Origin of the sequence: Arthrobacter sp. W4I7 (assembly GCF_030816215.1) — a bacterium.
Taxonomy (GTDB): domain Bacteria; phylum Actinomycetota; class Actinomycetes; order Actinomycetales; family Micrococcaceae; genus Arthrobacter; species Arthrobacter siccitolerans_A.
Genome location: NZ_JAUSXU010000001.1, coordinates 2,015,977 through 2,039,122 on the forward strand (window position 1 = coordinate 2,015,977; position 23,146 = coordinate 2,039,122).

27 protein-coding genes and 1 tRNA gene are annotated in these 23,146 nt (G+C 61.4%); 18 read left to right on the top strand and 10 right to left on the bottom strand.

Translation table 11 applies throughout. From position 1 onward, the window contains the following. Positions 1-6 precede the first annotated feature (6 nt). A complete protein-coding gene (locus QF047_RS09315; RefSeq protein WP_306633507.1) occupies positions 7-1,311 on the bottom strand; it encodes a M20/M25/M40 family metallo-hydrolase in 1,305 nt (434 codons plus the stop codon). 172 nt (positions 1,312-1,483) lie between these two features. On the opposite strand from QF047_RS09315, the gene QF047_RS09320 reads away from it, so the two are divergent. The 14 genes from QF047_RS09320 to QF047_RS09385 all read left to right on the top strand — a co-directional run bounded on the left by QF047_RS09320 (position 1,484) and on the right by QF047_RS09385 (position 12,519). Further along, a tRNA-Leu gene (locus QF047_RS09320) sits at positions 1,484-1,566 on the top strand. Between the two features lie 364 nt (positions 1,567-1,930). Next, on the top strand, positions 1,931-2,269 hold the full coding sequence (locus QF047_RS09325; protein ID WP_307281871.1) for a type ISP restriction/modification enzyme: 339 nt from the start codon (positions 1,931-1,933) through the stop codon (positions 2,267-2,269). 152 nt (positions 2,270-2,421) lie between these two features. Next, positions 2,422-2,829, top strand: a complete 408-nt coding sequence (locus QF047_RS09330; protein WP_373427800.1) for a nuclear transport factor 2 family protein — start codon at positions 2,422-2,424, stop codon at positions 2,827-2,829. Positions 2,830-2,847: 18 nt separating this feature from the next. Beyond that, positions 2,848-3,105 (top strand): hypothetical protein, encoded by a 258-nt coding sequence (locus tag QF047_RS09335; protein WP_307275945.1) that lies wholly within the window; start codon positions 2,848-2,850, stop codon positions 3,103-3,105. 364 nt (positions 3,106-3,469) lie between these two features. After that, positions 3,470-5,140 (top strand): phosphodiester glycosidase family protein, encoded by a 1,671-nt coding sequence (locus QF047_RS09340; protein ID WP_307275948.1) that lies wholly within the window; start codon positions 3,470-3,472, stop codon positions 5,138-5,140. An 81-nt stretch (positions 5,141-5,221) separates the two neighbouring features. Beyond that, on the top strand, positions 5,222-6,310 hold the full coding sequence (locus tag QF047_RS09345; RefSeq protein ID WP_307275951.1) for a glycerophosphodiester phosphodiesterase family protein: 1,089 nt from the start codon (positions 5,222-5,224) through the stop codon (positions 6,308-6,310). A gap of 316 nt (positions 6,311-6,626) precedes the next feature. After that, on the top strand, positions 6,627-8,423 hold the full coding sequence (locus QF047_RS09350) for a penicillin-binding protein 2 (RefSeq protein ID WP_307275953.1): 1,797 nt from the start codon (positions 6,627-6,629) through the stop codon (positions 8,421-8,423). Positions 8,424-8,678: 255 nt separating this feature from the next. Next, a complete protein-coding gene (locus QF047_RS09355; protein WP_307275955.1) occupies positions 8,679-8,852 on the top strand; it encodes a hypothetical protein in 174 nt (57 codons plus the stop codon). Positions 8,853-9,422: 570 nt separating this feature from the next. Beyond that, positions 9,423-9,872, top strand: coding sequence for a hypothetical protein (locus QF047_RS09360; RefSeq protein WP_307275959.1), 450 nt, complete (start codon positions 9,423-9,425; stop codon positions 9,870-9,872). A gap of 425 nt (positions 9,873-10,297) precedes the next feature. Next, positions 10,298-10,435: a hypothetical protein gene (locus QF047_RS09365; RefSeq protein ID WP_307275961.1), complete on the top strand. Its 138-nt coding sequence runs from the start codon at positions 10,298-10,300 to the stop codon at positions 10,433-10,435. A 250-nt stretch (positions 10,436-10,685) separates the two neighbouring features. Then, positions 10,686-10,892: a hypothetical protein gene (locus QF047_RS09370; protein ID WP_307275963.1), complete on the top strand. Its 207-nt coding sequence runs from the start codon at positions 10,686-10,688 to the stop codon at positions 10,890-10,892. Between the two features lie 10 nt (positions 10,893-10,902). Next, entirely contained in the window at positions 10,903-11,325 is a 423-nt protein-coding gene (locus QF047_RS09375) for a hypothetical protein (RefSeq protein WP_307275966.1), read from the top strand. Next, on the top strand, positions 11,325-11,522 hold the full coding sequence (locus QF047_RS09380; protein WP_307275969.1) for a hypothetical protein: 198 nt from the start codon (positions 11,325-11,327) through the stop codon (positions 11,520-11,522). Before QF047_RS09375 ends, QF047_RS09380 begins: the two co-directional genes overlap by 1 nt. A 727-nt stretch (positions 11,523-12,249) precedes the next feature. Further along, positions 12,250-12,519 (top strand): hypothetical protein, encoded by a 270-nt coding sequence (locus QF047_RS09385; RefSeq protein WP_307275971.1) that lies wholly within the window; start codon positions 12,250-12,252, stop codon positions 12,517-12,519. A gap of 304 nt (positions 12,520-12,823) precedes the next feature. On the opposite strand, the gene QF047_RS09390 is transcribed toward QF047_RS09385, so the two are convergent. The 6 genes from QF047_RS09390 to QF047_RS09415 form a co-directional block, all read right to left on the bottom strand. Beyond that, positions 12,824-13,144: a hypothetical protein gene (locus QF047_RS09390; protein ID WP_307275974.1), complete on the bottom strand. Its 321-nt coding sequence runs from the start codon at positions 13,142-13,144 to the stop codon at positions 12,824-12,826. 56 nt (positions 13,145-13,200) lie between these two features. Then, complete coding sequence (locus QF047_RS09395; protein ID WP_307275977.1) at positions 13,201-13,548, bottom strand: hypothetical protein; 348 nt, start codon at positions 13,546-13,548, stop codon at positions 13,201-13,203. Then, positions 13,545-13,997, bottom strand: a complete 453-nt coding sequence (locus QF047_RS09400) for a hypothetical protein (protein ID WP_307275980.1) — start codon at positions 13,995-13,997, stop codon at positions 13,545-13,547. The genes QF047_RS09395 and QF047_RS09400 overlap by 4 nt, the downstream gene beginning before the upstream one ends. 62 nt (positions 13,998-14,059) lie before the next feature. Next, a complete protein-coding gene (locus tag QF047_RS09405) occupies positions 14,060-14,377 on the bottom strand; it encodes a hypothetical protein (protein WP_307275982.1) in 318 nt (105 codons plus the stop codon). Between the two features lie 251 nt (positions 14,378-14,628). Beyond that, a complete protein-coding gene (locus QF047_RS09410) occupies positions 14,629-15,612 on the bottom strand; it encodes a hypothetical protein (RefSeq protein WP_307275985.1) in 984 nt (327 codons plus the stop codon). Between the two features lie 217 nt (positions 15,613-15,829). Then, positions 15,830-16,966: a UPF0158 family protein gene (locus tag QF047_RS09415; RefSeq protein ID WP_307275988.1), complete on the bottom strand. Its 1,137-nt coding sequence runs from the start codon at positions 16,964-16,966 to the stop codon at positions 15,830-15,832. Positions 16,967-17,279: 313 nt separating this feature from the next. Between QF047_RS09415 and QF047_RS09420 the strand changes: the two genes are divergently transcribed. After that, positions 17,280-18,419: a competence protein CoiA gene (locus QF047_RS09420; protein WP_307275991.1), complete on the top strand. Its 1,140-nt coding sequence runs from the start codon at positions 17,280-17,282 to the stop codon at positions 18,417-18,419. A 381-nt stretch (positions 18,420-18,800) separates the two neighbouring features. Further along, positions 18,801-19,061 (top strand): hypothetical protein, encoded by a 261-nt coding sequence (locus tag QF047_RS09425; RefSeq protein ID WP_307275992.1) that lies wholly within the window; start codon positions 18,801-18,803, stop codon positions 19,059-19,061. A 47-nt stretch (positions 19,062-19,108) separates the two neighbouring features. Here QF047_RS09425 and QF047_RS09430 read toward each other — a convergent pair whose 3' ends face one another. Then, positions 19,109-19,552, bottom strand: coding sequence for a hypothetical protein (locus QF047_RS09430; RefSeq protein ID WP_307275995.1), 444 nt, complete (start codon positions 19,550-19,552; stop codon positions 19,109-19,111). A 521-nt stretch (positions 19,553-20,073) separates the two neighbouring features. On the opposite strand from QF047_RS09430, the gene QF047_RS09435 reads away from it, so the two are divergent. Then, positions 20,074-20,487: a hypothetical protein gene (locus QF047_RS09435; RefSeq protein WP_307275998.1), complete on the top strand. Its 414-nt coding sequence runs from the start codon at positions 20,074-20,076 to the stop codon at positions 20,485-20,487. A gap of 104 nt (positions 20,488-20,591) precedes the next feature. Here QF047_RS09435 and QF047_RS09440 read toward each other — a convergent pair whose 3' ends face one another. Continuing rightward, positions 20,592-21,158, bottom strand: a complete 567-nt coding sequence (locus QF047_RS09440) for a recombinase family protein (protein WP_307276000.1) — start codon at positions 21,156-21,158, stop codon at positions 20,592-20,594. A gap of 192 nt (positions 21,159-21,350) precedes the next feature. Here QF047_RS09440 and QF047_RS09445 point away from each other — a divergent pair, with 192 nt between their 5' ends. Further along, complete coding sequence (locus QF047_RS09445) at positions 21,351-21,827, top strand: hypothetical protein (RefSeq protein WP_307276004.1); 477 nt, start codon at positions 21,351-21,353, stop codon at positions 21,825-21,827. 657 nt (positions 21,828-22,484) lie between these two features. Here QF047_RS09445 and QF047_RS09450 read toward each other — a convergent pair. Further along, on the bottom strand, positions 22,485-22,952 hold the full coding sequence (locus tag QF047_RS09450) for a hypothetical protein (RefSeq protein ID WP_307276007.1): 468 nt from the start codon (positions 22,950-22,952) through the stop codon (positions 22,485-22,487). Positions 22,953-23,146: the final 194 nt, after the last annotated feature.

A 23,146-nucleotide genomic window follows, 5' to 3' on the forward strand; every position in this document is an offset into this window, starting at 1 on the left:
CGCTGCTCAGTAGTTGGTGAGCAGGGTGTTGAGCACCCGGGCGCCGAATTTGAGCGAATCCGCGGGTACGCGCTCGTCCACGCCGTGGAACATGCCGGTGAAGTCCAGCTCGTCCGGCAGCATCAGCGGTGCAAAGCCGTAGCCGGTGATGCCGAGCCGGCTGAGGGACTTGTTGTCCGTGCCGCCGGAGAGCGTGTACGGCAGCACCTTGGCGCCGGGGTCCTCCGAGTGCAGGGCATCGATCATGGAGTCCACCAGGTTGCCGGCGAAGGGGACCTCAAGGGATACGTCGTTATGGACGTAGCTGACGTCCACCCCGGTTCCTGCCAGGTCCCGCACGATTTCCAGCACGTGTTCCTCCTGCCCGGGCAAGGTGCGGCAGTCGATGAGCGCCTCCGCGGATTCCGGGATGACGTTGTGTTTGTAGCCGCCCTTGAGAAGTGTGGGGTTGGTGGTGTTCTGCAGGGTGGCACCAACGAAGCGCGCCACCGTTCCCAGCTGGTTCAGCAGGAGGTCCGGGTTGTCGGCGTCGAACTCCACCCCGGTGAGTTCGGTCACGCCGTCTAGGAACTGCCTGGTGGTGGGGGTCAGTTCGATGGGCCACTTGTATTCGCCGATGCGGGTTACGGCTGCCGCGAGGCGGGTAACAGCGTTGTCAGTGTTGATCTGGGAGCCGTGGCCGGCCCTGCCGTGGGCTACCAGGCGCAGCCAGGAGATGCCCTTTTCCGCCGTCTGCAGCAGGTAGGTGCGCTGACCGCCAATGGTTGCCGAGAACCCGCCCACTTCGGAGATGGCCTCGGTGGCACCCTCGAAAAGTTCCGGACGCTTGTCTACCGCATAGCGGGCACCCAATGCTCCGCCCGCCTCCTCGTCAGCGAAGAAGGCAAAGATGATGTCGCGCTTGGGCTTTTTGCCCGTGCGGGCGAAGTTCCGGAGAACGGCAAGGATCATGGCGTCCATGTCCTTCATGTCGACGGCGCCGCGGCCCCAGATGAGCCCGTCTTTCAGTTCGGCGCCGAACGGGTCCACAGACCACTGGTCCTTGAGGGCCGGAACCACGTCGAGGTGGCCGTGGACCACCAGGGCACTGGCCGAAGGATCCTCGCCGGCCATCCGGGTGACCACGTTGGCCCTGCCCGGCGCTGACTCGAAGATCTCGGCTTCCATGCCGACTTCCTCGATGAGCCCGGCAGCATACTCAGCCGCAGCCCGCTCCCCTGGCCCTGTCCCGTCACCATAGTTTGAGGTGTCTATCCGGATGAGCTCCTGGCAGATCCGGACAACTTCATCCTCGGGCAGGACATCAGGCATGTGGAAGCTCCTTACAGGGGAATGACGGGGTGGCGCAGCGCCGATTCGCTGCCCTCAGCCTACCCACTTGGGCCGATTCGATGTTTCAGGAAAGTTCGTGTTAGAGTTTTTCTCGCTGCTTCGGAGAAACGCGAAACGCTGAAAGGCGGAATCGGTTCCCGGATTACCACCTGCGCGGGTGGCGGAATGGCAGACGCGCTAGCTTGAGGTGCTAGTCCTCGAAAGGGGGTGGGGGTTCAAGTCCCCCTCCGCGCACAAAGGGAAGCCCCGGAAAATCAGTGATTTTCCGGGGCTTTTTTGTGTCTCCAGCCACGCGAGACCTGTTTCCAACCACGTCTGGATGAATGTCCGGCGCCCGTCAGGGGGTTGGACGCATGGTAAGTGGCATGGCATGTATTGAGAACCGCAAACGTAGGAACGGCTCGGTGACGTATTACGTCAGGTGGGTCGACCGGGAATCCAAGAGCCGCCTGACTCAGAAGATGGACCGCAAGGAAAGTGCGGAGCTTTTGCTCTTCGTCCTTAGAGCTCATGGCAACAACGTGGGCCCTGCCTTAAAGAGGTTCCCGGGACTGAGCTGTTCCGGCCCTTCGCGGACGCCGGCAAGGCACTCTCAGACCTGCACACCGGATACGAGGCGTTGGAACCGTACCCGCTCAACGAGGTGCCTTCTGGCCTGTCCATGGACCAGGACGACTACGCCCGGTACGCGGTGAAGAAGATGAAGTACTCCGGCAAGGCCGGAGCGTGGGACAAGACAAGAATCACCTACAACTCTCAGATCGCCATTGAAGGCATCCCTGAAGAGGCCCACCGCTACAAGCTCGGCTCGGGCTCGTGCCCTGGACTGGATCCTGGAGCGCTACCAGGTCAAGACGGACAAGGCCTCCGGGATCGTGAACGACCTGGAACGACTGGTCACGTGAGCACGAGCAGCCCCGTTGCATCATCGACCTGATTGGCCGCATCGTGACGCCGAGCCTGGAGACAAACCGCGTCGTGGACGCATTGCCGGAAATCCGGGATCCGCTCTTCAGCCAGGAACAGGGGATAGGCCTACTCATGAGAACGACCTGAAGCTACCATTGTCCTGACTTAGGGAGATGGGTGATGCTCGAAGATGAGGACCTCCTGCAGGCTCTGCGGCGCCACTGGGACAACTCAGGCAGGGACGAGGGCGTAGCACACGAGATTTACCACGATGACGCCGTTCTTGAGTTTCCCCAGTCAGGGGAACGGTTCGAAGGCGTGGAGAACTTCCGCGAATGGCGGCGCCAGTATCCAGCGGTAATCAAGTTCCATACTCGTAGAATCACCTATCGCGCAGATCTTGTCGTTGTGGAGAACCTCATCAGCTACGACGGCGCTCCCTGGATGTTTGCCGTCAACCTATTAGAGTTCCGGGGCGACCGGGTGGCGCATGAGCGGATCTATATCATGGATGGTTGGAGTGCTGCGGAGTGGCGTAGCGCATGGCGCTCTCCTGTTCCTGCAGACCAACCCCCACCGCCCCTGTAGCAACACACCTCCGGCTCGATGCTCCACGGTCGCTTGCTGGCCATCCGGATCAACCCGCACCTCATCAAAGTCTCGGTGATCGCTGCGGTAGTGATCGCAGCCAGCTTGGTCTTGCTCACGCCCAACGGCAGGTCCGCCGAAGTGCTCTCCATCACTGGCCTCATCGCTGCCGCCCGGCTGGCCATAACCGGCGACCTGGCCTGCACGGGATGGCTCATGAAGAACAGCGGCGAGCTCTATGCGCGGTGGCTGGAGCGCCAGTTAATGAGCGGTTAGCGGCGGCCGGCTTTCAGTGTATAAGGCTTAGGCTCAGCAACCACTGAACGGCGGCTTCACGCAGCTTTCGGGAGCGGCCGCGCTTCTCTTGCCGGTCTCCGTCTTGCACTAAGGCGCTAGCTTCCAGACGACCTGACCAGGGCTTCGCGGTAGTGCGCCGGCAATCGCACGATCTCCAGTTCCGAGATGTCAAGAAGGCGGCGGCTGCCTGTCAGTGTGTCCAGGATCCAGAACAATTCCTGGGCCGGGGAATGTGGGTGATGGGGCCGGGCCCGCCAGGTCCGCGTGAACAGTTGGCGAAGGCCTGGTGAACGGCGGCGTGTGGGTTCGGCCGGGCAGGTTCCGTGGCTCTAACGTCGCTGCCATGATCACCCCACATCATAAATTCAGCAGAGCGGCCATCACCGCGCTGGCCATATCCATCCCCGTCGTCCTCCTTTCCCCTGGCGGAGTCTCGACCGCTTCACCGGGTAATCCCGTCCATCAGGAACAGCAGGCGTCTACCCCGGCCCCTGAGCTGGACCTCGGCGCGCCGGGACAGCCCGAGAACCGTACAGTGACAACATTGGCGCCGGGCCTGACCCGGACATCCATCACGCGGGGCACCTCCAACCAGGACTTCTTCTGGACCGCCGAAGTCGCTGTTCCGTCCACCTCACCAGATCCTGACGCCCCCGCATCAGGACTCACCGTCCAGCCGCAGGCCCAGCTCGTCGCCGACAAGCTAAAGGCCGCCGGCGTCGCCGCCAGGGTCGAGCATGTCCAGTCACCCCAGCTGGCTGATGCCGGCGCTGACCTCGGCTACCGGGTCCGTGCCGGACAGTTCGCGACAAAAGCTGACGGAACCGCCGCGGTCGCCCAGATCAGGACGGCAGGCTATGGCTCGTCGGTGATCTACACCGGCTGGGACGGCGACGAGGGCACCAGCGATGACGACCGCGGGCCCTGGAAGCTGGAAGTTCTCACCATCGACCCCAAAGAATTCCGCGGGGACCATACGTCCTCCTTCGGGTCGAACCTTCAGGACCGTGAAACCACCAGCCAGCTTGCTGCCGCGGCGGGAGCAGTCGCGGCAACCAACGGCGGCTACTTTGTCATGGACCCGAACGCCGGCGCCCCGGGCGACCCCGCAGGTGCGGCAGCTCATGACGGCAAGATCCTCAGCGAACCGGTTGGCGACAGGCCCTCGCTGGTCATCGGCGCCAAGAACGAAACCTCGATCCAGCGCCTGAAGTGGGACGGGTCAGTCAGCGCACCCGGAACCGGGGATCAGCTCGCCCTCGACGGCATCAACCGCGTTCCCGGCCTGATCCGCAACTGCGGCGGCACAGACGACAGCCCCACGAGCCTGCCGGTGCACGACTTCACCTGCACCGACGCCGACGAGATCGTCGACTTCACCCCCGAGTTCGGTCCCACCACGCCGTCAGGGCCGGGGCTGGAAGTGATCCTGGACGACCACGGCACGGTCACCTCCGTCAACAACGTCCGTGGCACCACCGTTCCAGCCGGGGGCCAGACGCTGCAGGCCATCGGAGCAGACCCGGACAGGCTCGCCGGCCTCGCCCCCATCGGGTCCAAGCTCAAGATCCAGACGGATCTCCTTGATGCCAGTGGAAAGGCTTTGAAACCCGGCCCCACCGCCGACGTGGTCAACGGCGGTCCGACCCTGGTCGAAAACGGGCAGATCAGCATCACCGCCCGCCGCGACGGCATGGTCCACGCAGGTGACAGCAACAGCTTCTTCTACGGCTGGGCGCACAAGCGCAACCCCCGCACCATTGCCGGTATTGACGCCCAGGGCCGCACCCTGCTGGTCACTGCGGACGGCCGACAGACGACAAGCCTCGGCCTGAGCATCAAGGAAACAGCTGATGTTGCCCGGTCCCTTGGCATGGTCAACGCCATCAACCTCGACGGCGGCGGATCCACCACCAAGGTCGAAAACGGCTACGTCGTGAACTCACCCTCCGACGCCGCGGGCGAACGCCCCGTCGGGGACGCCCTCCTCGTTCTGCCCGGCCGGAAACAGTAATCCCTGGCCTCTATCCACCGAGACCAACGCCCTTCGCCAGCAACGACTCCTTGCAGCACCGACATCATTTATGGAGACATCATGAAGTACACCAAACTGTTGACAGCGGCCGCCTTGACCGCAGGACTGGCCGTGGGATCATCCCTTCCTGCCCAGGCAGCCGACACCAACCCCAACGGCACCGGGAACCATTTCGACCTTGAGGCTCACCGCGGCGGGCTCGGCCTTACTGTGGAATCCACCCTGGCATCCTTTGCGAAAGGCCTCGAGGTAGGAGTCAGTACCCTAGAGCTTGACCTGCAGATCACCAAGGACGGCCGCGAAGTGATCACTCACGACCGGAAGATCAACGGCCAGAAATGCCAGGACACTGCTCCCGTCATCCCTGGGGATCCGCAGTCCCCCTACGTGGGCAAGTACATTAAGGACCTCGCCTTCGATCAGGTCCGCAGCCTCGACTGCGGCTCGCTGACCCTGCCGCAGTTCCCGGGCCAGAAAGCTTCCCCGGGCGCCAAGATGCCCACCCTTGCCGAAGTCTTCGACCTGACCAAGCAGTACCGCGCCACCCAGGTCAAGTTCAACATCGAGACCAAAGTCGAAGCCGGAGCCCCGGAGCAGACGGCCCCGCGCGAACAGTTCGTCAACGTAGCCCTGCGCGAGATCAACGCGGCAAACATGGCCGGACGAGTGTCCATCCAGAGTTTCGACTGGGGCTCGCTGCGCCTGGTCAAGCACCGCCAGCCCGGCCTGCGAACCGTCGCCCTCACCAACAAGGACTTCCTGCAAGCCGGAATGCCAGGCGCCTCCCCTTGGCTGGGCGGCATCGACTCCGACGACTTCGGCGGCGACCTCGTGGAAGCAGCCGCTTCCCTCGGCTTTGACGCCATCTCCCCCGTCCACGGCACGCCACAGAACGGTACCGTCACCGACCCTGGCTACGTTCCTTACGTCACCGCTGACATGGTCAAGCGCGCCCATGCAAAGGGAATGCAAGTCATCCCGTGGACCGTCGACGACAAGCCGACGATGCGTGCACTGATGGACACCGGGGTGGACGGAATGATCACCGACTACCCGGACCGGCTCCGGGACGTCCTCGCGGAGCGGTCCCTGAAGCTGCCCAAGCAGTACACCCTGGAGCCCGAAGCCTCCGCCTGGGCAGCCAGCTGACCCGAGCCGGATAACCACCCGACGCCCCTGTTCCGGATGGCCGGGACAGGACGCTCGGTGGTTGCTCGGCGGCATTTGCGCGTAGGAGCTACCGCCAAAACAGGTACCTGCCACTCGGGTAGCGCTCAGGGATGGGCCGTACCGTTGGGAGCGGAGCCGGCGGCGAAAGTGCGTGTCTGAGACTGTGCGCACTCCCCCAGCCGTCGTCGGCTCCTCTACTCCATGCCACGTGCAAAGGGAGTGTGATGTCTCACATTGGTGCCTTGGGCCCGGGTGGCGGCGTTGACCATGAGACGTGGCCCACTAGCGTAGTCGGGTGCAGAAGTCAGGCGTGTCCAATTACGAGGCCGGGTCGCGGGTCGAATCCCATCGTGCGATCAGGCGCGTCCGGCTCGGCTTCTGCTTCATGGTGGCGTTGCTCGTGGTGGTAGCGGCCCGTGTCGTTGTGGTCCAGGGCTTTGACCCGGAAAGCTTTGCCTCCAAGGCGGCCGACCTGCGGACGCAAGCTTCGGTCCTTCCCTCCGAGCGCGGAGCGATCCTGGATATGAACGGAACGGTCCTGGCCCAAAGCATTGTCCGATATGACATCGTCGGGGCCCCGAACGTCAACACATCCAACGAGACGTTCCGGCGCCTCGCCGACGAAGGCTCCATCCTTGAGGTGTCCCGGGACCAGGGACTACAGGAGCTGGCGGACCTCCTGGACGAACCGGAGCCGGCCGTCCGCGAGCAGCTGAGCGGTGAGGGGCTTTTCACCTACCTGGCCAAGGCCGTCGATCCCGGCTTGGAGAACGAAATCATGAAGTTGGGCGTCCCGGGCGTGGAGTCCCGCCCGGTCAAGAAGCGGGGCTACCCCCAGGGTGCAGTGGCCGGCAGCATCGTCGGGTACACCAATGACAGTGGCGGAGCCGCGGGCCTCGAGTTGACCCTCAACGACAGGCTCGAAGGCAAGGACGGCGAGAGAACGTACCAGATCGGTGCGGACGGCATCATCATCCCGACAGCGCCTTTGAAGGTCTCCCCGGCGACCAACGGCCAATCCGTGAAGCTGACAATCGACACCGACCTGCAGTACGCGGCCCAGCAAGCCATCGAGACGCAGGTCGCGAAACTAAACGCCGACTGGGCTAACATCATCGTGGTCGAGGCTAAAACGGGCAAAGTCCGTGCGATGGCCGAGACAGGCTCGGTCGACCCCAACAATCCCGGAGCCACAGCCGCTGCTGACCGGGGAGCCCGTTCGGTTCAGGCCGCCCTGGAGCCCGGATCCACGGACAAGGCGATCACCGCGGCCGCGGCCATCGAAGAAGGCATCATTTCGCCGGAGTCGCGCCTGGTCATCCCGCCGGGCTACACGGTGAACGGCCAGTTCTTCAAGGACTCGTTCGAGCACGGCACCGAACACCGCACCTTTGCCGGGGTGATCGGCTCCTCGATGAACACTGGCACTGTGATCGTTGGCCAGGAACTGAGCCGGCAGCAGCGCTACGACTACCTGAAGAAGTTCGGCGTCGGCGAGAAGACCGGCATCCCGCTTCCGGGTGAATCCTCCGGGCTGCTGGCACCCCCTGACGAATGGGACGGCCGGCAGGAATTCGCGGTGCTCTTCGGCCAGGGAGTCTCCCAGACACTGCTGCAGACCACCATGGCCTTCCAGGCGATCGCCAACGATGGGCTGCTGCTCAAGCCACAACTGATCGAGTCCTACATCGACCCTGACGGTGCGGAGCACCCGGTCCAGACCGAGCCAGGTGCGCGGGCCATCAGTGAATCCACCGCACGGCAGACCCGCGACATCCTCGAAAGCGTCGTCACCGCCGGCGGCGCGAAAGACATCAAGGTCCCCGGCTACAGGGTCGGCGGGAAAACGGGCACGGCCGAAGCGGTCGCCGACGACGGGATCGGGCTGGACGGGTACACGGCATCGTTTGTCGGTATGGCCCCGATGGATGACCCGGAGTACGTCGTCATGGTCAATGTCCAGAGGCCGCAAGGGAACATCTACGGGATCTCGACCGCCCCGGTGTTCAACAACATCATGGGCAGGGTGCTGACCAGGTTTAATGTCCAGCCTTCCAGGGCCCCGGGGATCAGCCTGCCACAGGAATACTGACCGTCGCTTGGGCTGCGGCAGCAACTGTGCGCACCACGGGCTTGAAATCCACATCATAAGCATGCTTATCATGTGAGCAGCCGAATGCGAACGGCTGCGAACGGGAGAATCGAAGGGCGCGCTCAGCGAACGGGGCGCGCCTTTCCGGCGTCTTCAGGTTCTGTTGCCGGCTGAAGTAGCTAGCCAGGTAAGGGCTTCCTGCTCGTCCACAAAATACCTGACCGGGCAATCAGGCCAAGCGAGTCCACGGAGCCCATGAGCGATGACCTTGTCCACCGGCGAACGGCCGAGAAGGGCAAAGGCAGTGACGGTGGACGCCTCACTGTAAACCGCGACGGCTTCCTTGCTGACAGATTTAACGCCCGTAATTTCCAGGAGAACGGCCACTGGCTTGCCGTCCCCGAGGGCCAGCAACCGGGCACTCGCTAAGCGCCATCAGCGGGGGTGATTCGTGAGTGAGGCTGGAGAACTATCCGGAGGATTCCGGGCCGAACCTGGGTAATGGCGACGTGCGGGACCGGCTCGTCCTCACCTGGCCCCACTTCGCCAACGGTGTCTGTGTCACTGCAAACCCCAGATGCCATGCCACCTGCTTCGAATTGTCAGCCGTGCGACTAAAGAACTGTCGGCTGTGCTCCCCCTGGCCTGGGCTTCTTCAGGCCTTCCGTCACGCTACGGGAAAGATGCGGCAAGGTCGAGCATTAGATCTGGGTCGGAATGAGGCTGCTGTGGCCCCGGATAGCAGCCGTGGCATGTACGAAGACACCAAGGTCTACGTCAGCCAGTCCAAGGCGCGCATCGCCAAGTTCAGCTAACCGAGACCCGGCCCCGCGGCATCGGCCGCCGGGCCGTTCACGCTGGGATTCCGTGGTGCAGTGTGAATCAATTGTTCGGACCTCGCTCAAGGTGCGCTGACCCGTGATAACCGCATCCGCCATGCTGAGGGTGGATGGTTGACCCGGAGGTCAGCGCCTGCACTGATGGTTTTGGGGGAACACAATGAAGCGGATTATCGGAATCATCCTGGCAGCGGTACTTGTCGTGGGGGTTGGTACGTTCTTTGTCGTTCGATCCGCGGAAGACAGGGTGACTGCTGATATGCTTTCCCGCGCCGGGCGATTCGCTATCCCGGCCGACTGGAAGCTGGCCCAGGAGGTTGTTCGGCCCGAGCGGTTCATGTGCATCAGCACGAACCCGTGCCCCAGCCTCTACCGGCAATGGGACACAGGGAAGGAGCTCATGGCAAACAACGTCACGCCCGTCGTGTCGGGTGTTGGCTTCGAGATGAAGGCCGACCGACCTTGTCAGCGGCCATCCAACGCCATCGGCGTCGCCACAATCTGCAGCTCCTCCGGAACTGAGGGTGAGTACAACTACATGCTCAACGTGACCAGCCCTGCCCCGAATGGACCTCAGACCGTCACACTTATCGTCAGACCACTCCAGTAGTCATGCAGCAACCTCACCCAGTAGCGCTGCAGCCAGCTGTGGGGCGACGACGTTGGCGGCCTGGAGGAACTGCCGTGAGCGGCTGCCGGTCCAGGGAAAGCCTGCGGGGAAGCCGTTGAGCGCACCGGCCTGAAAGCTGGCGAGGCGGGCACCGTCGGACTCACGCGTCCAAGTCCGATTGTCACCGTCATTGCGACCGTTCCCGCGGTGGTGGCGCCCCCGGGAGTTCTCTTCGGAGTCGTTGCGCTCGTCATGTCGTTTTTCGGTACCGCCCACCTAGGCATGGCCTGATCCTCATTGCTGGTTCCGCTGTCGGAACCGTTCTGTTCACGGGTGGATGGCTGCTGAGCATCCACGCACTTCGAGGCGAGCTCACGGCCCGAAAGCTCCGAAAAACCAGGGGGCTGCCCAAGCCACGGCACGGCGTGACCGACGACCAGGCCCGCCTCTGTTTTGAGGAACACCCCGGGATCGTGGAGATCACCAGGGAGAATTTCCCCAACAGCACGCGCCCATTCCGGGGCGAGCCGTTCTACCTGCCCAACCAAGAGATACGAGCCTAGAGATGGTCTACGACCGGGAACGGTTTGAACGCGAGGACGCTGTCTAAGCCGAGCACAAGAGGCTGCCGGGGAGAAGCGCCTCCTGCGCAAGACCAGCACCGGTGAACTGCACAGCTACCCGGCCGACGAGATCGGTTTCACCCCCGGGAGCGGACAGGCCCAGGTGAGCACCCGGTGGGGCATGGGAATCATCACGGTCTTCCTGGGGCTCGTCCTGGTTGTCGGTCTGTAGCTTTTCCAGCGTCCTCTGTTGGAGAGCCGGACGCCGGAGTGGCGCGCCCTGTGGCTGATCGGTTTCGCCGGATTCATGACGCTATATACATTCAATCCCGCCCGCGGCGAGTACCGCGCTACCCAGCTGCGCAAGCGACGCGGGTCACCGAAGCCGGGCACCAGCGGCAGGGTGGACATCAACCTCCCGGAGCTTGGCCAACAACGTCCAGACGACTCCCGGTAGGATTCGATTGATGTTCAGACGAGACAAGCAGTTCCGCAAGCATGATGCCCACGGAGTACACATCGCTGCGTGCATCAGCGGGCTTGCCCAGCCGGACGGCAGTTCCTACGACCCAAGCAGCTTCAATGTGCGCCAGTTCGAGGAGCAGTACGGACCCGGCGGCGTGCCGGACGGATGGTCGATGGCCGCCACGACCCCCGTGCAAAGCCCCGGACTGATCCTGGCTCTTGGTGTATTCACGGCCCTCATGTCCCTCGGCATGATCTTCGTTGGCTCGCTGGCCATCGGCTCAGGAAAGGAACTGGGCACAATCGTGCTCGGTCTCGGAGCAGGGGGTGGTGCGCTGGCAATGTCGGTCCAAGCATTCAGAATCGCCGCGAAACGCCGGCGCTGGCTACGGATCCAGCAGGACAACCCAGAGCAGGAGAAGTGATGGAGTTTCTGGTTGCCCTCATAGCTCTCATCCTTGTCATGGCGGTCGTGCGGCTGCTAAACGCCTACTGGCAGCGCAAGCACCGCCGCAGCCGGCCGCCCCGGCATCAGGGCGAGCCGCAGTCCCAGCGGGGCCGGGTCTATAAGGACCCGCCCTCCACGAACCACAACGCGGACCCGTACAGCGGTTGGCCCTAAACACCAGCGGGCCCGCCCGGTTCGATAGGCTGATCGGCATGACGGGAACGACAAGCCCTGCCGATTCGGCAGCAGGGGCAGGCTGCGGCGGCTGCCAGGGCCCTGCGGCGTGGAAGTTCTCGGCGTTGATGACCGTATGAAACGGCCTATCTCCCCCGTTCTCAACGGACCCGACACTTTGGAGGCCAGGATAGATCGGATCGCCAAACTCGCGGATGACTACGAGATCTTCAAGAGCGGCTTCCGCCCGCTCCGCTGTGTCGCTGGCGCGGACAACTGTGGCCAGACCGTCCGTGACCCGAAGCACCGTCCAGATGCCAGGAGTTGAGCCGTCCTTGTAGACGACCTTCCCCCCGCGCACGACCTCGAACTCTGGCAGGTGCACGTTTTCCGGGCGATGCTCTTCGAATACCAGGCCAAAACTCGTTTTGGCGGTCAGCCTGGTGATCTGTCTCTGGAGTTCGCCCCTGAGCTTCTCATCCGGGACCATCGCGATCAGCGTGTCGAGGTGTGCCACCCATACTCCTTGAATCTCGGGCCGACGCTTCCCCGTGAGGCCCGCGCGGGCGTACTTGACTTTACCTGCCACTGCGAGCCAGTTCGGCCGCGGACTCACTCGACGGGCTGCAAAGTTGGCAGAGGGTCGCCACTAATCCGCGACCCGCATTTTTTCCCCAAGATTTCAGGGCAGGGCTTCATCTCGGTCGACCATATCTACGCTGGTGGCATGGACGAGCCTGGAATTGAGTCTCCCGAGCCCTACTGGCTGGTGAGGATGCGACAAGCCGCTAAGCAGCGGCCAAAGACCCGTTTCGTAAAGATCCGTTGGCTCGAGCTGCAATACCTGCTTCGCGAGCGGGATGCCCTCTGGCTTGCCGCCGGTCCAGCCGTGCGCCAACGGCTTCTAAAACTGCGCGAGACCGATGACTACACATACCTATCTCTTCAAGAGATTGGCGCTCTGCAGACAGTTCAGGAAGAAGAACCAGGCAGGTAAGATTCCCTGTTAGCGCTTTTTGTCCTTTGCAGACATGCTGCAGATGACCTGGTTCGAGCCTTCCCACCACTTCTTGCTGCGTCTACGCATGTAAAGGGGCATGGACCCTCGTCAGCGGCCCCAGCGCCCAATACGCTCGCTCTCCGTTCGTGCTTTAGAGGCATTCGTCATCGCAGCCTCGGCCGCGGCAGGAAAGATTGGAGTCGATCTCCTCTTTAGCTGCCTGGAAACACTCCTTCGGCACTCTTGACGCTAGCCGAGGCTCCGGCCTTGGCGAGGACAACAAGAAGGTAAAAGAGTCTCGCTAGAGCTTGTCGATCCAGGTATCTTCTTCGCGGTTATCCCAAGCTGACCCGATGCTGGTTGGGTTGCGGCTACCCAATCCGTTGATGCGCTGAAGGATCCGCCGCGTATCGACGGCCTTTAGCTCGCGAAGGCTTGCGACTTCACGTAAGACGACGGATTCGATCAAGGCCCTACGATCGTCTTGGCTAACCACCCCAGCCTTCTCAAACGCATCACGAATCTCCTGTATTTGTTCCGGTTTGATCAGAAGCGGAGCTAGGACGTTGGGAGATGGGACAGACCCGTTTATCTCAAAAAGGAAGGAAGGCTCGTCGCACATAGGCATCGATCATACTGCCGGCAACAAGCAGCAGTTCGCCTCTGTCCGACAGGCGTCTATTGGTCGGATGGTGCTGCTGAGCTTGCTTCGGCCCTCCATACCTCCACGATGTCTGGCCTGAGCATCTTCCGAAATCGTTTTTGCTTCCCGGCATTGATTTCAATTGCTAGTTCACCGAGTTCTACGGCTGCGTTCCCTTTCCAGTTCAACCGAAGGGCACCAGCGAGGAGGTCATCTGGGAAGAAGTGGTGACCAGCTGCCTTCAGTTTCGTCAGCCCTTCTGTGACGCTGGAACGGTCGGAACTGTGCGACAAGCCTGTGCTGGAATTGATCATGTTTGTGAAGGTTTTGAGGGCTTCCAAAACGACTGGATCCGATACCACCGGAGTCTTAGCCTCGATCACGGGGCCCCTAAGTGTTTGGGGTTGTAGGCGCTGACCCAGGGTTGTGCGCCCACTGATTTTGTTGAGGTGAACGTCTCCCGGAAATGAGATGGCCCCGTGATTCCCACGGCGGCGATCGCGGAGGGTCCTCGGTGCTCTTCGATTTGCCACAGTGTCTGCGGCAGCGGCCTGTAGGCCAGGACTGGTCCTGCCGGGAGGCGGGCAACCTTGCCGCGGGAGTCTGGGTAGACAGTTGCTCCGCGGCGGACCAGCGCTTCAAGGAGCGGTTCGTCCTTAAGATCGAACCTACTGCCGATCTGAACGCCAATCGCCCGCAGGTTTCCATCGGCTTGCGCATGGCACCATTCGATTGAGCGCTTCAGGTCTTCGACGGGGTCAGGGTGATCCGGACCGTCGGGCAAAGCAGTGTAGGCGCGCGGGACCGATGAGCGGTCTTCTTCAAACATCATCTTCTGATGATGCATGAATGCCCTGACATTGGTGTGATGTCGTCCCGCTCCAGGCCGGTGGGCTATTGATCGCTTGCTTCTTTATCCTGGTCATTCGCAGCAGCGGAATCAGCGGCCCCCCGCCTCCGCCGCTGCGCTGATCCACCATCGTGTTCTTTTAGCGGCCCCTTGACGTCCTTGACCACTTCACCATTTGGCCGGACTACATTCTTTTCGTAGAGCTCGTTTTTGCGGTCGACCACCTGCGTGATTTCACGAAACTCGCCACTGTCCTCGTGTAGATCCGCACCAAGATGGGCCTCTACAAAGGGGCGTTTATCGCCCTCCGACTTCCCCTTGTACCTTATGCCTTCGTGTATCCCGAGCGTTTCGTCGATCATTACACGCATGGTGAATCCGTCCGTACTGCCACATTCCGGGCAGACGTAACCCTCGCCTGACTCCACAGTCTCAACGTATTTGCATGCGTTGCACTGAATCTCCATCAGCGATCCTCCTTGGACAACTCCCGGCCCTTCAATGTGCATAGATTTCACGTTCCGGTTCGACGGCGCTCTCATAGCGGTGCTGATTCCAAGTGTCCACTTCCTTAGAACCGGTACACCGCTTAGACGGGACAGCCCAAATCCTCCTACTCGCGAAACGGAATCTCGCTGTAGTCAACCTTGACATCATGGAGGCCGTGAAAATCCAGCAGCTGCTTCAGGCTCGCAACAGCCTCACCACTGTATGGGGTTGGACCGATGCGGATTTCTCGTATCGGTAGTCGACCAGGTTTGGTGGCGTAGCGGTCCTCATACATGTCGCGATTATCTGCACCAAGAGCGGTGAGCTTCACATATGGCACTAGCCCGAAGGGCCCAGGGCGGTGGAACACAAATTTCCAATCTGGGTTTGGCCATACGATGATCCGTTCTTCCCGTTCATCACGAAAGCCCGTGTTCTTGATCAGGTCCAGGGACTCTTTTATGAGGTAAGGAAACCAAAGCCTCATATGGCCGTCCTCGTGAGTAGCGCTGTTGCCTTCTACGCCTTTCCGGAGCCTTTCGAATATGTCGACGATGATCTTCGTCTGCCGCTCAGGATCGTACACAACACGCGCCCATTCACCACCGTCAACTATCAGGGAGTCTGGGTCAAAGATGACGGCCGGGCTTCCGTCTGGATGAGTAGAAATCTGGCCATCGTCGTCCAGCTCGTACATACCTTTGTAATAGTCCGGCGACGGGCTTGGGTGGTTATCCCCGTCAAGCCGCGCTACGGGAACCAGGCGTTCACTCCTGTCGAGTCCGATGGCGAAGCTGACTTGGTCTCTACCGTAGTAACGCCACATGGTTAAGTTGTCTCCGTCTGAGGAGGCAGACAGCACGAAAGACCGCCTCGATCTTGCCCTCACGTCCGGAATATGTTCTTCGAGCGCTTCAATAGTCGCCGGCGAAAGAGTTTGCCGCCGGTCCTCGAAATGCTTCCGAAGCTGGATACTACCGCTCAACAGCTCGTTCATGTCGTTCATAAAGGCCGCCGAACTCGCCCACAGCTCGCCCTTGGCAAGGATGCTCATCAGAGCGTCGCCATTTGTGTAGTGCCAAACGAGTTCTCCCTTTTCCTGCCCCATGCTCCGATCTTATGGCGCAGCAATCAGCATCCCAGTCCCTTGTTGTTGGGACGCTGTTAGTGACACGCTCCTCCACCGGATCTGCATTTCAAATGGCAAGTAACTTGGCTGTCCCGTAAGTCGTCCCATAACTCTTGAGTCGAGCCCCCGTAACAAGGGTGACTTTTGGAACGGCGCGCACTAGATGGAGGCAGGTCGGCTGACTGAGTCCTGCTCGTCAGCCCACGCGGACGCCATTGTCAGCGATGAACTCGCGGGCACGGCCTATCTGGCGGTCGGTGGAGAACGTGTACCACTCCTCATTGAGGTTCTCGCCATGGACGAAGTCGCGGAACCGGGAGAATGCGCCCTTGCCCTCGATGACCCGCTCCAGCCGCCCTCGGAGGGCCTCATCATGCTGCCGCTCGGCAAAGGCCGCCATGTCCCGCCAGGCATGCCGCGAGCCGGTGCGGTTGGCTCTAAGCCAACGGTCCGGCTCCTCCTCCAAATTGATGGTGGCGCCCTCCCCGACCATCATCGGGTCAGTGGCGCTGTCGTCGTACACCTGACCAGTACGCAGGTCAACGTAGCCACCCGTCGACAGGTCCAAGTCCCCTTCCAGCAGGGTGCTGAGCATTTCCAGGTCAACCGGCACGACCTGCCCAGTCAGCAGCTCTCCGCGCAGAATGGCCAACAGGTCCTCCGCCAGCAGCCGGTCACCAGCGGCCCCACGCCAAGTCAGCCGGTTGATTACCGAGAGCGCCACCGGCTCAGCTTCCTGACGTCTGTGCTCCAGCGCCATCGGTACGCCGGCCCCCACTTGTTGGAGGGCATCATCGATGTCGTGCGCTGTCACAGCGGCGAGGAACCGAGCGGCATCTCCTGCCCCGATTGCTGCACGCAACTCGGACAGGTCAATCCTCGGTGCCTGCGCATGTCGCGGCCAGGCGTGGTGCAGCATGGGGTGCGGCAGACTCGGGGGTCCTGGGGTCTGGCTCTCCCCGTCGTCGGTCTCCCATCGGCGCCCATACTGATCCGGGATGCTGCCCCAACCCCAGTACGGCACGGGAACTTCAGGACGGACGCCTAATACCTCTAGCGGGTCAACCTTCACCTCCCCGACCACGCATCGGTGGATCCAGGCGTCACCGAGGTCGAACGTGTACTGAAACTCGGCCCCCGGCTCCACGGTCCGCACAACCTTGGCCATGTCGATGTCAATTGGTGGGGCCATGACTGGGCCACCGACCGATACGGCCATCTCGGCCCCCGTCTCTTCATCAGTGACCACCCGGCCGTCGGCAAGGGTGAACAATGACAGGTGCGAGCGGTCCCACCGAGCGAAGGCACCGTTGATGGCATTGGCGAGATCCATGAAGGTGTGAGACGGTCCCACAGCAAAGATTCGCCCAGGCCATGGCCACAGTTCCTCACCACGACCGCCGAGCAGCTCCACCGTCACCGATAACCAGGTTCGTGCCATATCCCAAGGATGGCACGGGCCGTGCGACGCGTGCCGCCGGCGCAGCCCGCGCGATGTGAATGCCCCCGTCCAGGCTGACTTCAGTGCGCCGGAACCAGGCGCCCTGGACGGTTTCGCTGCCCTGCCCCTTTGGATTGTCTGTGCTTGTGGCTAGGGTGATCAAAATGCCCGTGGGCAGTCAAAAAAAGGGGGGACAATGCCGCTGGTGGCGTTTCTCGACGGGGAACGAATCGAATCCTATTTAGCCAATGACGAGTGCTGGGATTTGGTGAAGAGCACGTACCGGAGCCGGTCCCTGCTGATGCGCTGCGGGGTCCCGGGAATTCCGCGCACGTCCAGACGCGGCCTCAAGCACTTTGCTCACAAGGCCGGCGTGCAGTGTGGCCTCATTGATTGCTGGAACGAATCGCCTCAACATCGCATGCTCAAGGCCCTGATCGCCCAGGCAGCCAGAGATGCAGGCTGGCAGGTGAGTGTCGAATGGAGCACAGAGGGACGGGCGTGGACGGCGGATGTGCTGGCAGAGCGTGATGGCAGACGCTTCGCGCTGGAGGTTCAGTGGTCACGCCAGGACGCCGCGGAGTTCAGAGGCAGGCAGGAGCGCTATGCCGCTGGCGGCGTTGAATGCTTCTGGTACGTCCACCGGCGAAACAAGGACGAGGCCAGAAGGGCCAATGTGCCCCACGTCGTGTTCGAGGGCGATGACGCCCCATTTGATGTCCTCGCAGAAAAGGCCTTCCAGCAGGCCACGGCGACCAGTCTTCACGCACACGTCACCGCTCTCCTGTCGGGGCTGTATCTCGACCGAGTCGAAGCAAGGGTCACCTCGGTGACGATTCACTTTTTGAGCGACGCGTGCTGGGCGTGCAAACGGCCCTCCACAATCTGGAGGATAAGTGCAGCGTCACTCCGGTCCCGCTGCCAGGAGACGACCGATGCCGCCCGGACGGACTTTCCGTTGTGGCCAGCCAAACGCATCGAGACCTTAATCGCCGCCGATGTGGCCACGGTTCTCGGAAAGGGCAGCCTTCCGCCGTTGGCCCCGCTGCGGATGCACCACTCGAAGAAGGCAGGGAAAACTTACCTGGCATCAGGGTGCGCTCATTGCAGAATCGGCTTCTTCGGGGATGGCTTCCTGGAGCTGGAGACCCGTTGGAAGTCCGTGACCATCCCGGTGACAGCTCGTATTCCCCTCGCCGAAGACCTTTTTGCACAGGTCCATCTGTGTGCGGACAAGGGCTTCGGACCGTGCAGCCAGGACCCTTCAGAGGGTAGGAGCCGACGTTTGACGGGTACATTCCTAGCCAGCATCAGCGCCGCCAGCCGCCGCGCACAGACGCAGTAGACGTTGCGCTGGTGGGGGCGGAGATCTCCGCAAGAGATGCTGTGGCCATCATGACCGGGCACCGGTATCCGGACCACGGGGAACCGACGTCCAGCTCCGGGTCCTCGGCCCGGAAGAAGGAAAAACGGCAACCCGCCGAGATCACCTCCTGCGATTGGTGCGGCAGGCAACCCCACCCTCAATACGAGTTCCTTTGGCGCCAGCTCAGGGCGAAAGCAAACGTAAGCCCTGGCTACCGGCATTACTCGGATAAATTTTATGAGGGCATCTCCAGGGGAAGGACCCGTGAAGATGAGGGCACAGCGATGATGAAGAGACTGCTTGAACGGTGCGTCCCGATTCCGCGCGGGAAATGAAGCCAGGACGGGGTAGCTTGAGGACATGAGCAACGAAGCTGACCCAATCAGCATGATGGTCTACCCGAAACCGGACGGTACTTGGTGGGTGCGGATCACTGATGCCCAAGGCAACGTAGAAGACAAAGGGCCAACTTCTTGGAAGGGTGAAGGTACCTTCTTCAGTCACGGACTGAATTCCGTGGTTTCTTGGCGGCCAAAGGGCTACGCCTACCAGGCGTGGCAAGAGACTGGCGACGGGGCGTACACAGCCGTCCTGCACCGGCAGGCTTCCTGGTTCGGCTAAACACGCGACAAAGGATTTTCCTCCGGGAGCTCAAGCTCCCACTGCGCTCAGTCCCGCCTAAAGATGAGCTGTTCGACCTGCTCGGGTTCAATGCCCAACTCTTCCGCCCATTCGGCCATGCATTCGGTGTACCGGCGGTAGCTGCTGGCGCTGTAGCAGGTAAGCCACAAGGGACCGATCTCCTCGCAGTGGTCCCCGAACCAATCCACAACGATGCTGTCCAAGATCGGAGTGGTGGGCACTTGGCTGGAGGCCTTAGTAGCGAAGCTGATGAACTTCGTCGCGAAGGCCGGCCCCCACTGATCGAAGAACTTTCTGTTGCTTTGTCGCTTGCCAACGACATACTCGAATGCTGCGTTCCCGCCCTCGGTCCTCGCGATCCCGGCGAGCTCGTACAGGTCGGCGGCGAAATTCTTCCCGTTCTCCACTGTGTTCAAGCGGATGACGCGCTCCGCACTGTATGGCCCAATGTTGGCCTGGGCATAGCCCATACATAGCTGGCGATGTATGCGTCGAGCGCGGAGTCCGGGTCATTGACCATCGTGAACCGCTCCAACACGCCAGTGCGATCAATGGGACTCGGAAGAGCTTCGAGAATGCTGTGGCTGCGGAAGTACCTTCGCCAGTTTTCCTTTATCCACACGAAGGCCTCCTGCGGTGGACGCCCCTCCGCGTCCCATCTCTGGAATCTTCTTCGCAGGTCATCGGGCACAGCTGGCATGTCTGTATCTCCCCCAAGTAGATGGTCCACTTACTTTCGCATATGCGGCCCCGGTTTCCTGTTGAATGAAAGGTGCCTCCTATGGGCAGCGCGGAAGGGGAATAGGGAAAAAGCGGGCCTCTCGCCTTTGAGGTTCACCGTGTTGAAAAAACCGACCCGAGGATTGCCGCGCCATACCCCTGTCAAGAGTCGGCTTTCAGTACGGTTAGGAAGGGAAATGCTGAGGTCCACGGCGGGGGTCGCTGGTTGCATTGCCGGCCTGAAGAAGGGCCGGCTGATTGGGGGACGTTGGTGGCAGATATCCAGCGATACGACGCTGTCTTTGCCGAAGCTGTTTTTACGTTCATCGAGGTGTGCAGGCAGCGTGGCTATGCGCCAGAACTGATCCTCCGTGCTGGCTTGGGCAGGGTTCCTGGCGCTTATACCGGGGAGGCAGGCTTTGGGGTGGCGTTACGGCTACAGCAGACCGACGAGCTGCACGCCCTCGCTGAAGACGGGAAGTTGTACAGGGCCACCCGGACATGGAGATTGATGCGTCAGCCCTTGTGGTTGCAGAAGATGGCAGAAACTTCTTTCCTGGTCGCCACCGCCGAGGCCCATATCGAAGAGTCTCCTCAACTGCGCAGGGAGATCATGAACAGCCTCCTGCTGTGGTTGACAAGCGAGAGCAAAAGGACAGGACCGCCGCCGGCTCCTGACTCATGATCGGGCTGCTACCGCATATTCGGTGCGATTGAGTTAAAGACGACTACCCGTGCGCGCGAGATTCAACCCGCGTCCTGTGCGGCATGTTCGCGAAGGCACCAAGGCTAACCGTTCTGGCGGGTCAGAGCGCGTGTCGGCGATGAAACGCTCACGCTAAGCCGCTCGGCTGTTTCCTTTAACGTCTTTCCTTCGTGGCGCAGCTGCCGGGCCGTTTCCAATTTCCCTGGCGTCATCGACCGCGGGCGGCCACCGAGTCGGCCGCGGGCTTTGGCTGCGGCCAGTCCAGCCTTCGTTCTTTCCGACAGCCGTGATCGTTCGTATTCCGCGAGGGAAGCGAACATGTCAAAGATGAGCTTGCCGTGGGCACTAGTCGTATCCAGCCAAGGTTCAGCAAGGGAACGGAAGCCTATCCCCCGCTGACCCAGCACCGTGACGATGTCCGCAAGGTCTGAGGTACTACGGCCGAGCCTGGTCAGGTCTGCGACCAACAGCACGTTGCCCGGCTGTAGATAATCCAAGCAGTCTTTCCACCGTGCCCTCGCCTGGGTGGCACCGGACGCGTACTCCTGAAAGACGCGCACCGCTCCGGCCGCCACCAACGCATCCACCTGCGAATCGAGCGATTGACCACGAGTGCTGACCCTCGCATAACCAACTATGTTCCTGGACACGTCAAAAACCCTCCTCTTAGCCCTTTGACCGGCTTTCTTTTCGGCAACCAGTTTTGACTAAGAGTAGAAGTGCTTTTTCGATCTTTTACTGTGAATCGCAGCGGTAAGTGGCCGCATTTTCGCAGCGCTAGCTGTCACCCTTGGTGCCGTAAGCCGAACCCCCGACGTGACATCCATCTGTAGGCTGGGCCCATGGCGTTGGGGGACGCGGTGCAGCCGCAGGCAGTTCAGTCGTACAAGGTGGTCTTGGACGCCTACGGGTTCATCAAGGGCTGGCTGATCGCGACCTCGCTCTGGGTAGGTGTCCTACTGCTCGTAGTAGCGGCATTTTATGGCCTACCAGCCGTACGGAACGGCGACACCGGCCACCTATGGGGCTTATTGGGCATGGCAGTTCTTTATGGCTTCGGAGTTGCCCTGCTGTTTGCGGCCCCACTGGCCTGGGTGTTGGCCTACCTGCTACGCCCGGTCCGGAATCAATGGATCCACATTGGAGCCTTTTTTACGGTCCCCACCGTCGCATTCTGGCTGCTGGGCAGCGTCTTGGGTTTTGGCTGGCAGCCCTTGATGCTAATCCCTTGGGCCACGGTTGGAGCAGCAGCAGCAATCGGCCGATGGGCCGTCCGTAATGACGTCGTTTACTGGAATTCCCCAGCGGCTCCGGCTTGACTATCCGATCAGGCAGTCGCCAGCCGCAGCCGCTTCTGCGCCGCGTTTGAGGAACCCTCTTCGGACGATGACGGTTAGCCGAGGACCACTTGCACTGGCTTGAATCTGAAAGGTCCACCACACTCGCGTCCGAAGGGGTATTCGCCGGTGGATTCCGTTTCTATGGGCAGGGCACTCGTTAGGCGATTTCCCGAGGTAGTGCTGGCATCCACATATATCGAGGTGACGCTGACAGGCGGAGTCAGGTAGGGCGGGGATTGCGGCACTAGCCATTTACCTTCCGCGTTTTTCATAACCTGTTCAGGAGTGCAGCCCTCGCCGAAACAAGCTGAAACCGATTCCGGAGGGGTGGAGAAGGATAGTTCCACGTCACCCACAAAGGCCCAACCCATTGCTGGACATGCTCGGTCTGCGCCTGCCATGCTGCCGACCATGAGGGCACATCCCAGCACGGCGGCACCCGCTGTTACTCCAAGCAGAAGTGCTCCCCGAGGCTTCATAGTGGGAGCCTACGCCGTCGATCAGGCACAGTCTTGCTCTCGAACTCTTTCGACTGCGGTCAGCCGCCTCCGCCTTGCGGAAATGACGGTTGAATCGAGGCGTGATGGCGGTTCCTCGGTCTCGTTTGAGGAACCCTGACCGGGACACTTGCCACCACTATGCGACGAAGGCCAAGTTCAAAGCCAGCAACAGAATCCCGGTGATGAAGAGCAGGGCGCTAAACGCGACTCCTACTGACTCCATTGCCCCAATTTGATGTTGTTCTTGTTCCTGCTCAGGCCGGCGCCGGCCGAACATCGTCATGGCGACTCGATATTGATAGCGCGCGATGTCTCTCCGGAAGATGGCCCAAACAACTGAGACGAGGATGAGGACCAGCGCGAGTTCACTCGTTCGGCCGGCACCAGCTGGCAAACCGAGCCAGTATGCCACGGTTACAAATATGCCGATGCCAGCGGCAATGCAAGCGGCAAATTGCAGATGGCGCCGTTTGTCGAATTTCTCCTTAGCCTCTTCCCAGCCCAGGCGTTTCGTCCTACGGTCGACGGTGCGTAAGTACTGAAGCGTTGACATGGCTCCGGTTACAAAGACCGCGCCGAAGATGAACAGCCAGGGTTCCCGCACAGTGCTGACCCTATCTCGACTGATTGCCGAAGCGGATGGCATCCCTTATACGGAACCTCTAGCGGGACAGTCGCCCACGTTGGTGACGAACCGGTCGAAGGTTATGGCTGAATAAGCTCATCCAACGGCACGCCTGGCGCTTCATTTACGGCTCCTTTCCCCGAACTCTCAGCCTGACCAGAGCATATGCTCAA

Coding starts and splice junctions, on each gene's coding strand:
- QF047_RS09315 (WP_306633507.1), bottom strand. CDS start 1,311: ATGCCTGATGTCCTGCCCGAGGATGAAGTTGTCCGGATCTGCCAGGAG.
- QF047_RS09330 (WP_373427800.1), top strand. CDS start 2,422: ATGCTCGAAGATGAGGACCTCCTGCAGGCTCTGCGGCGCCACTGGGAC.
- QF047_RS09335 (WP_307275945.1), top strand. CDS start 2,848: ATGCTCCACGGTCGCTTGCTGGCCATCCGGATCAACCCGCACCTCATC.
- QF047_RS09340 (WP_307275948.1), top strand. CDS start 3,470: ATGATCACCCCACATCATAAATTCAGCAGAGCGGCCATCACCGCGCTG.
- QF047_RS09345 (WP_307275951.1), top strand. CDS start 5,222: ATGAAGTACACCAAACTGTTGACAGCGGCCGCCTTGACCGCAGGACTG.
- QF047_RS09355 (WP_307275955.1), top strand. CDS start 8,679: ATGAGCGATGACCTTGTCCACCGGCGAACGGCCGAGAAGGGCAAAGGC.
- QF047_RS09360 (WP_307275959.1), top strand. CDS start 9,423: ATGAAGCGGATTATCGGAATCATCCTGGCAGCGGTACTTGTCGTGGGG.
- QF047_RS09375 (WP_307275966.1), top strand. CDS start 10,903: ATGTTCAGACGAGACAAGCAGTTCCGCAAGCATGATGCCCACGGAGTA.
- QF047_RS09380 (WP_307275969.1), top strand. CDS start 11,325: ATGGAGTTTCTGGTTGCCCTCATAGCTCTCATCCTTGTCATGGCGGTC.
- QF047_RS09385 (WP_307275971.1), top strand. CDS start 12,250: ATGGACGAGCCTGGAATTGAGTCTCCCGAGCCCTACTGGCTGGTGAGG.
- QF047_RS09390 (WP_307275974.1), bottom strand. CDS start 13,144: ATGTGCGACGAGCCTTCCTTCCTTTTTGAGATAAACGGGTCTGTCCCA.
- QF047_RS09400 (WP_307275980.1), bottom strand. CDS start 13,997: ATGATGTTTGAAGAAGACCGCTCATCGGTCCCGCGCGCCTACACTGCT.
- QF047_RS09405 (WP_307275982.1), bottom strand. CDS start 14,377: ATGATCGACGAAACGCTCGGGATACACGAAGGCATAAGGTACAAGGGG.
- QF047_RS09410 (WP_307275985.1), bottom strand. CDS start 15,612: ATGGGGCAGGAAAAGGGAGAACTCGTTTGGCACTACACAAATGGCGAC.
- QF047_RS09415 (WP_307275988.1), bottom strand. CDS start 16,966: ATGGATCTCGCCAATGCCATCAACGGTGCCTTCGCTCGGTGGGACCGC.
- QF047_RS09425 (WP_307275992.1), top strand. CDS start 18,801: ATGAGCAACGAAGCTGACCCAATCAGCATGATGGTCTACCCGAAACCG.
- QF047_RS09430 (WP_307275995.1), bottom strand. CDS start 19,552: ATGGGCTATGCCCAGGCCAACATTGGGCCATACAGTGCGGAGCGCGTC.
- QF047_RS09445 (WP_307276004.1), top strand. CDS start 21,351: ATGGCGTTGGGGGACGCGGTGCAGCCGCAGGCAGTTCAGTCGTACAAG.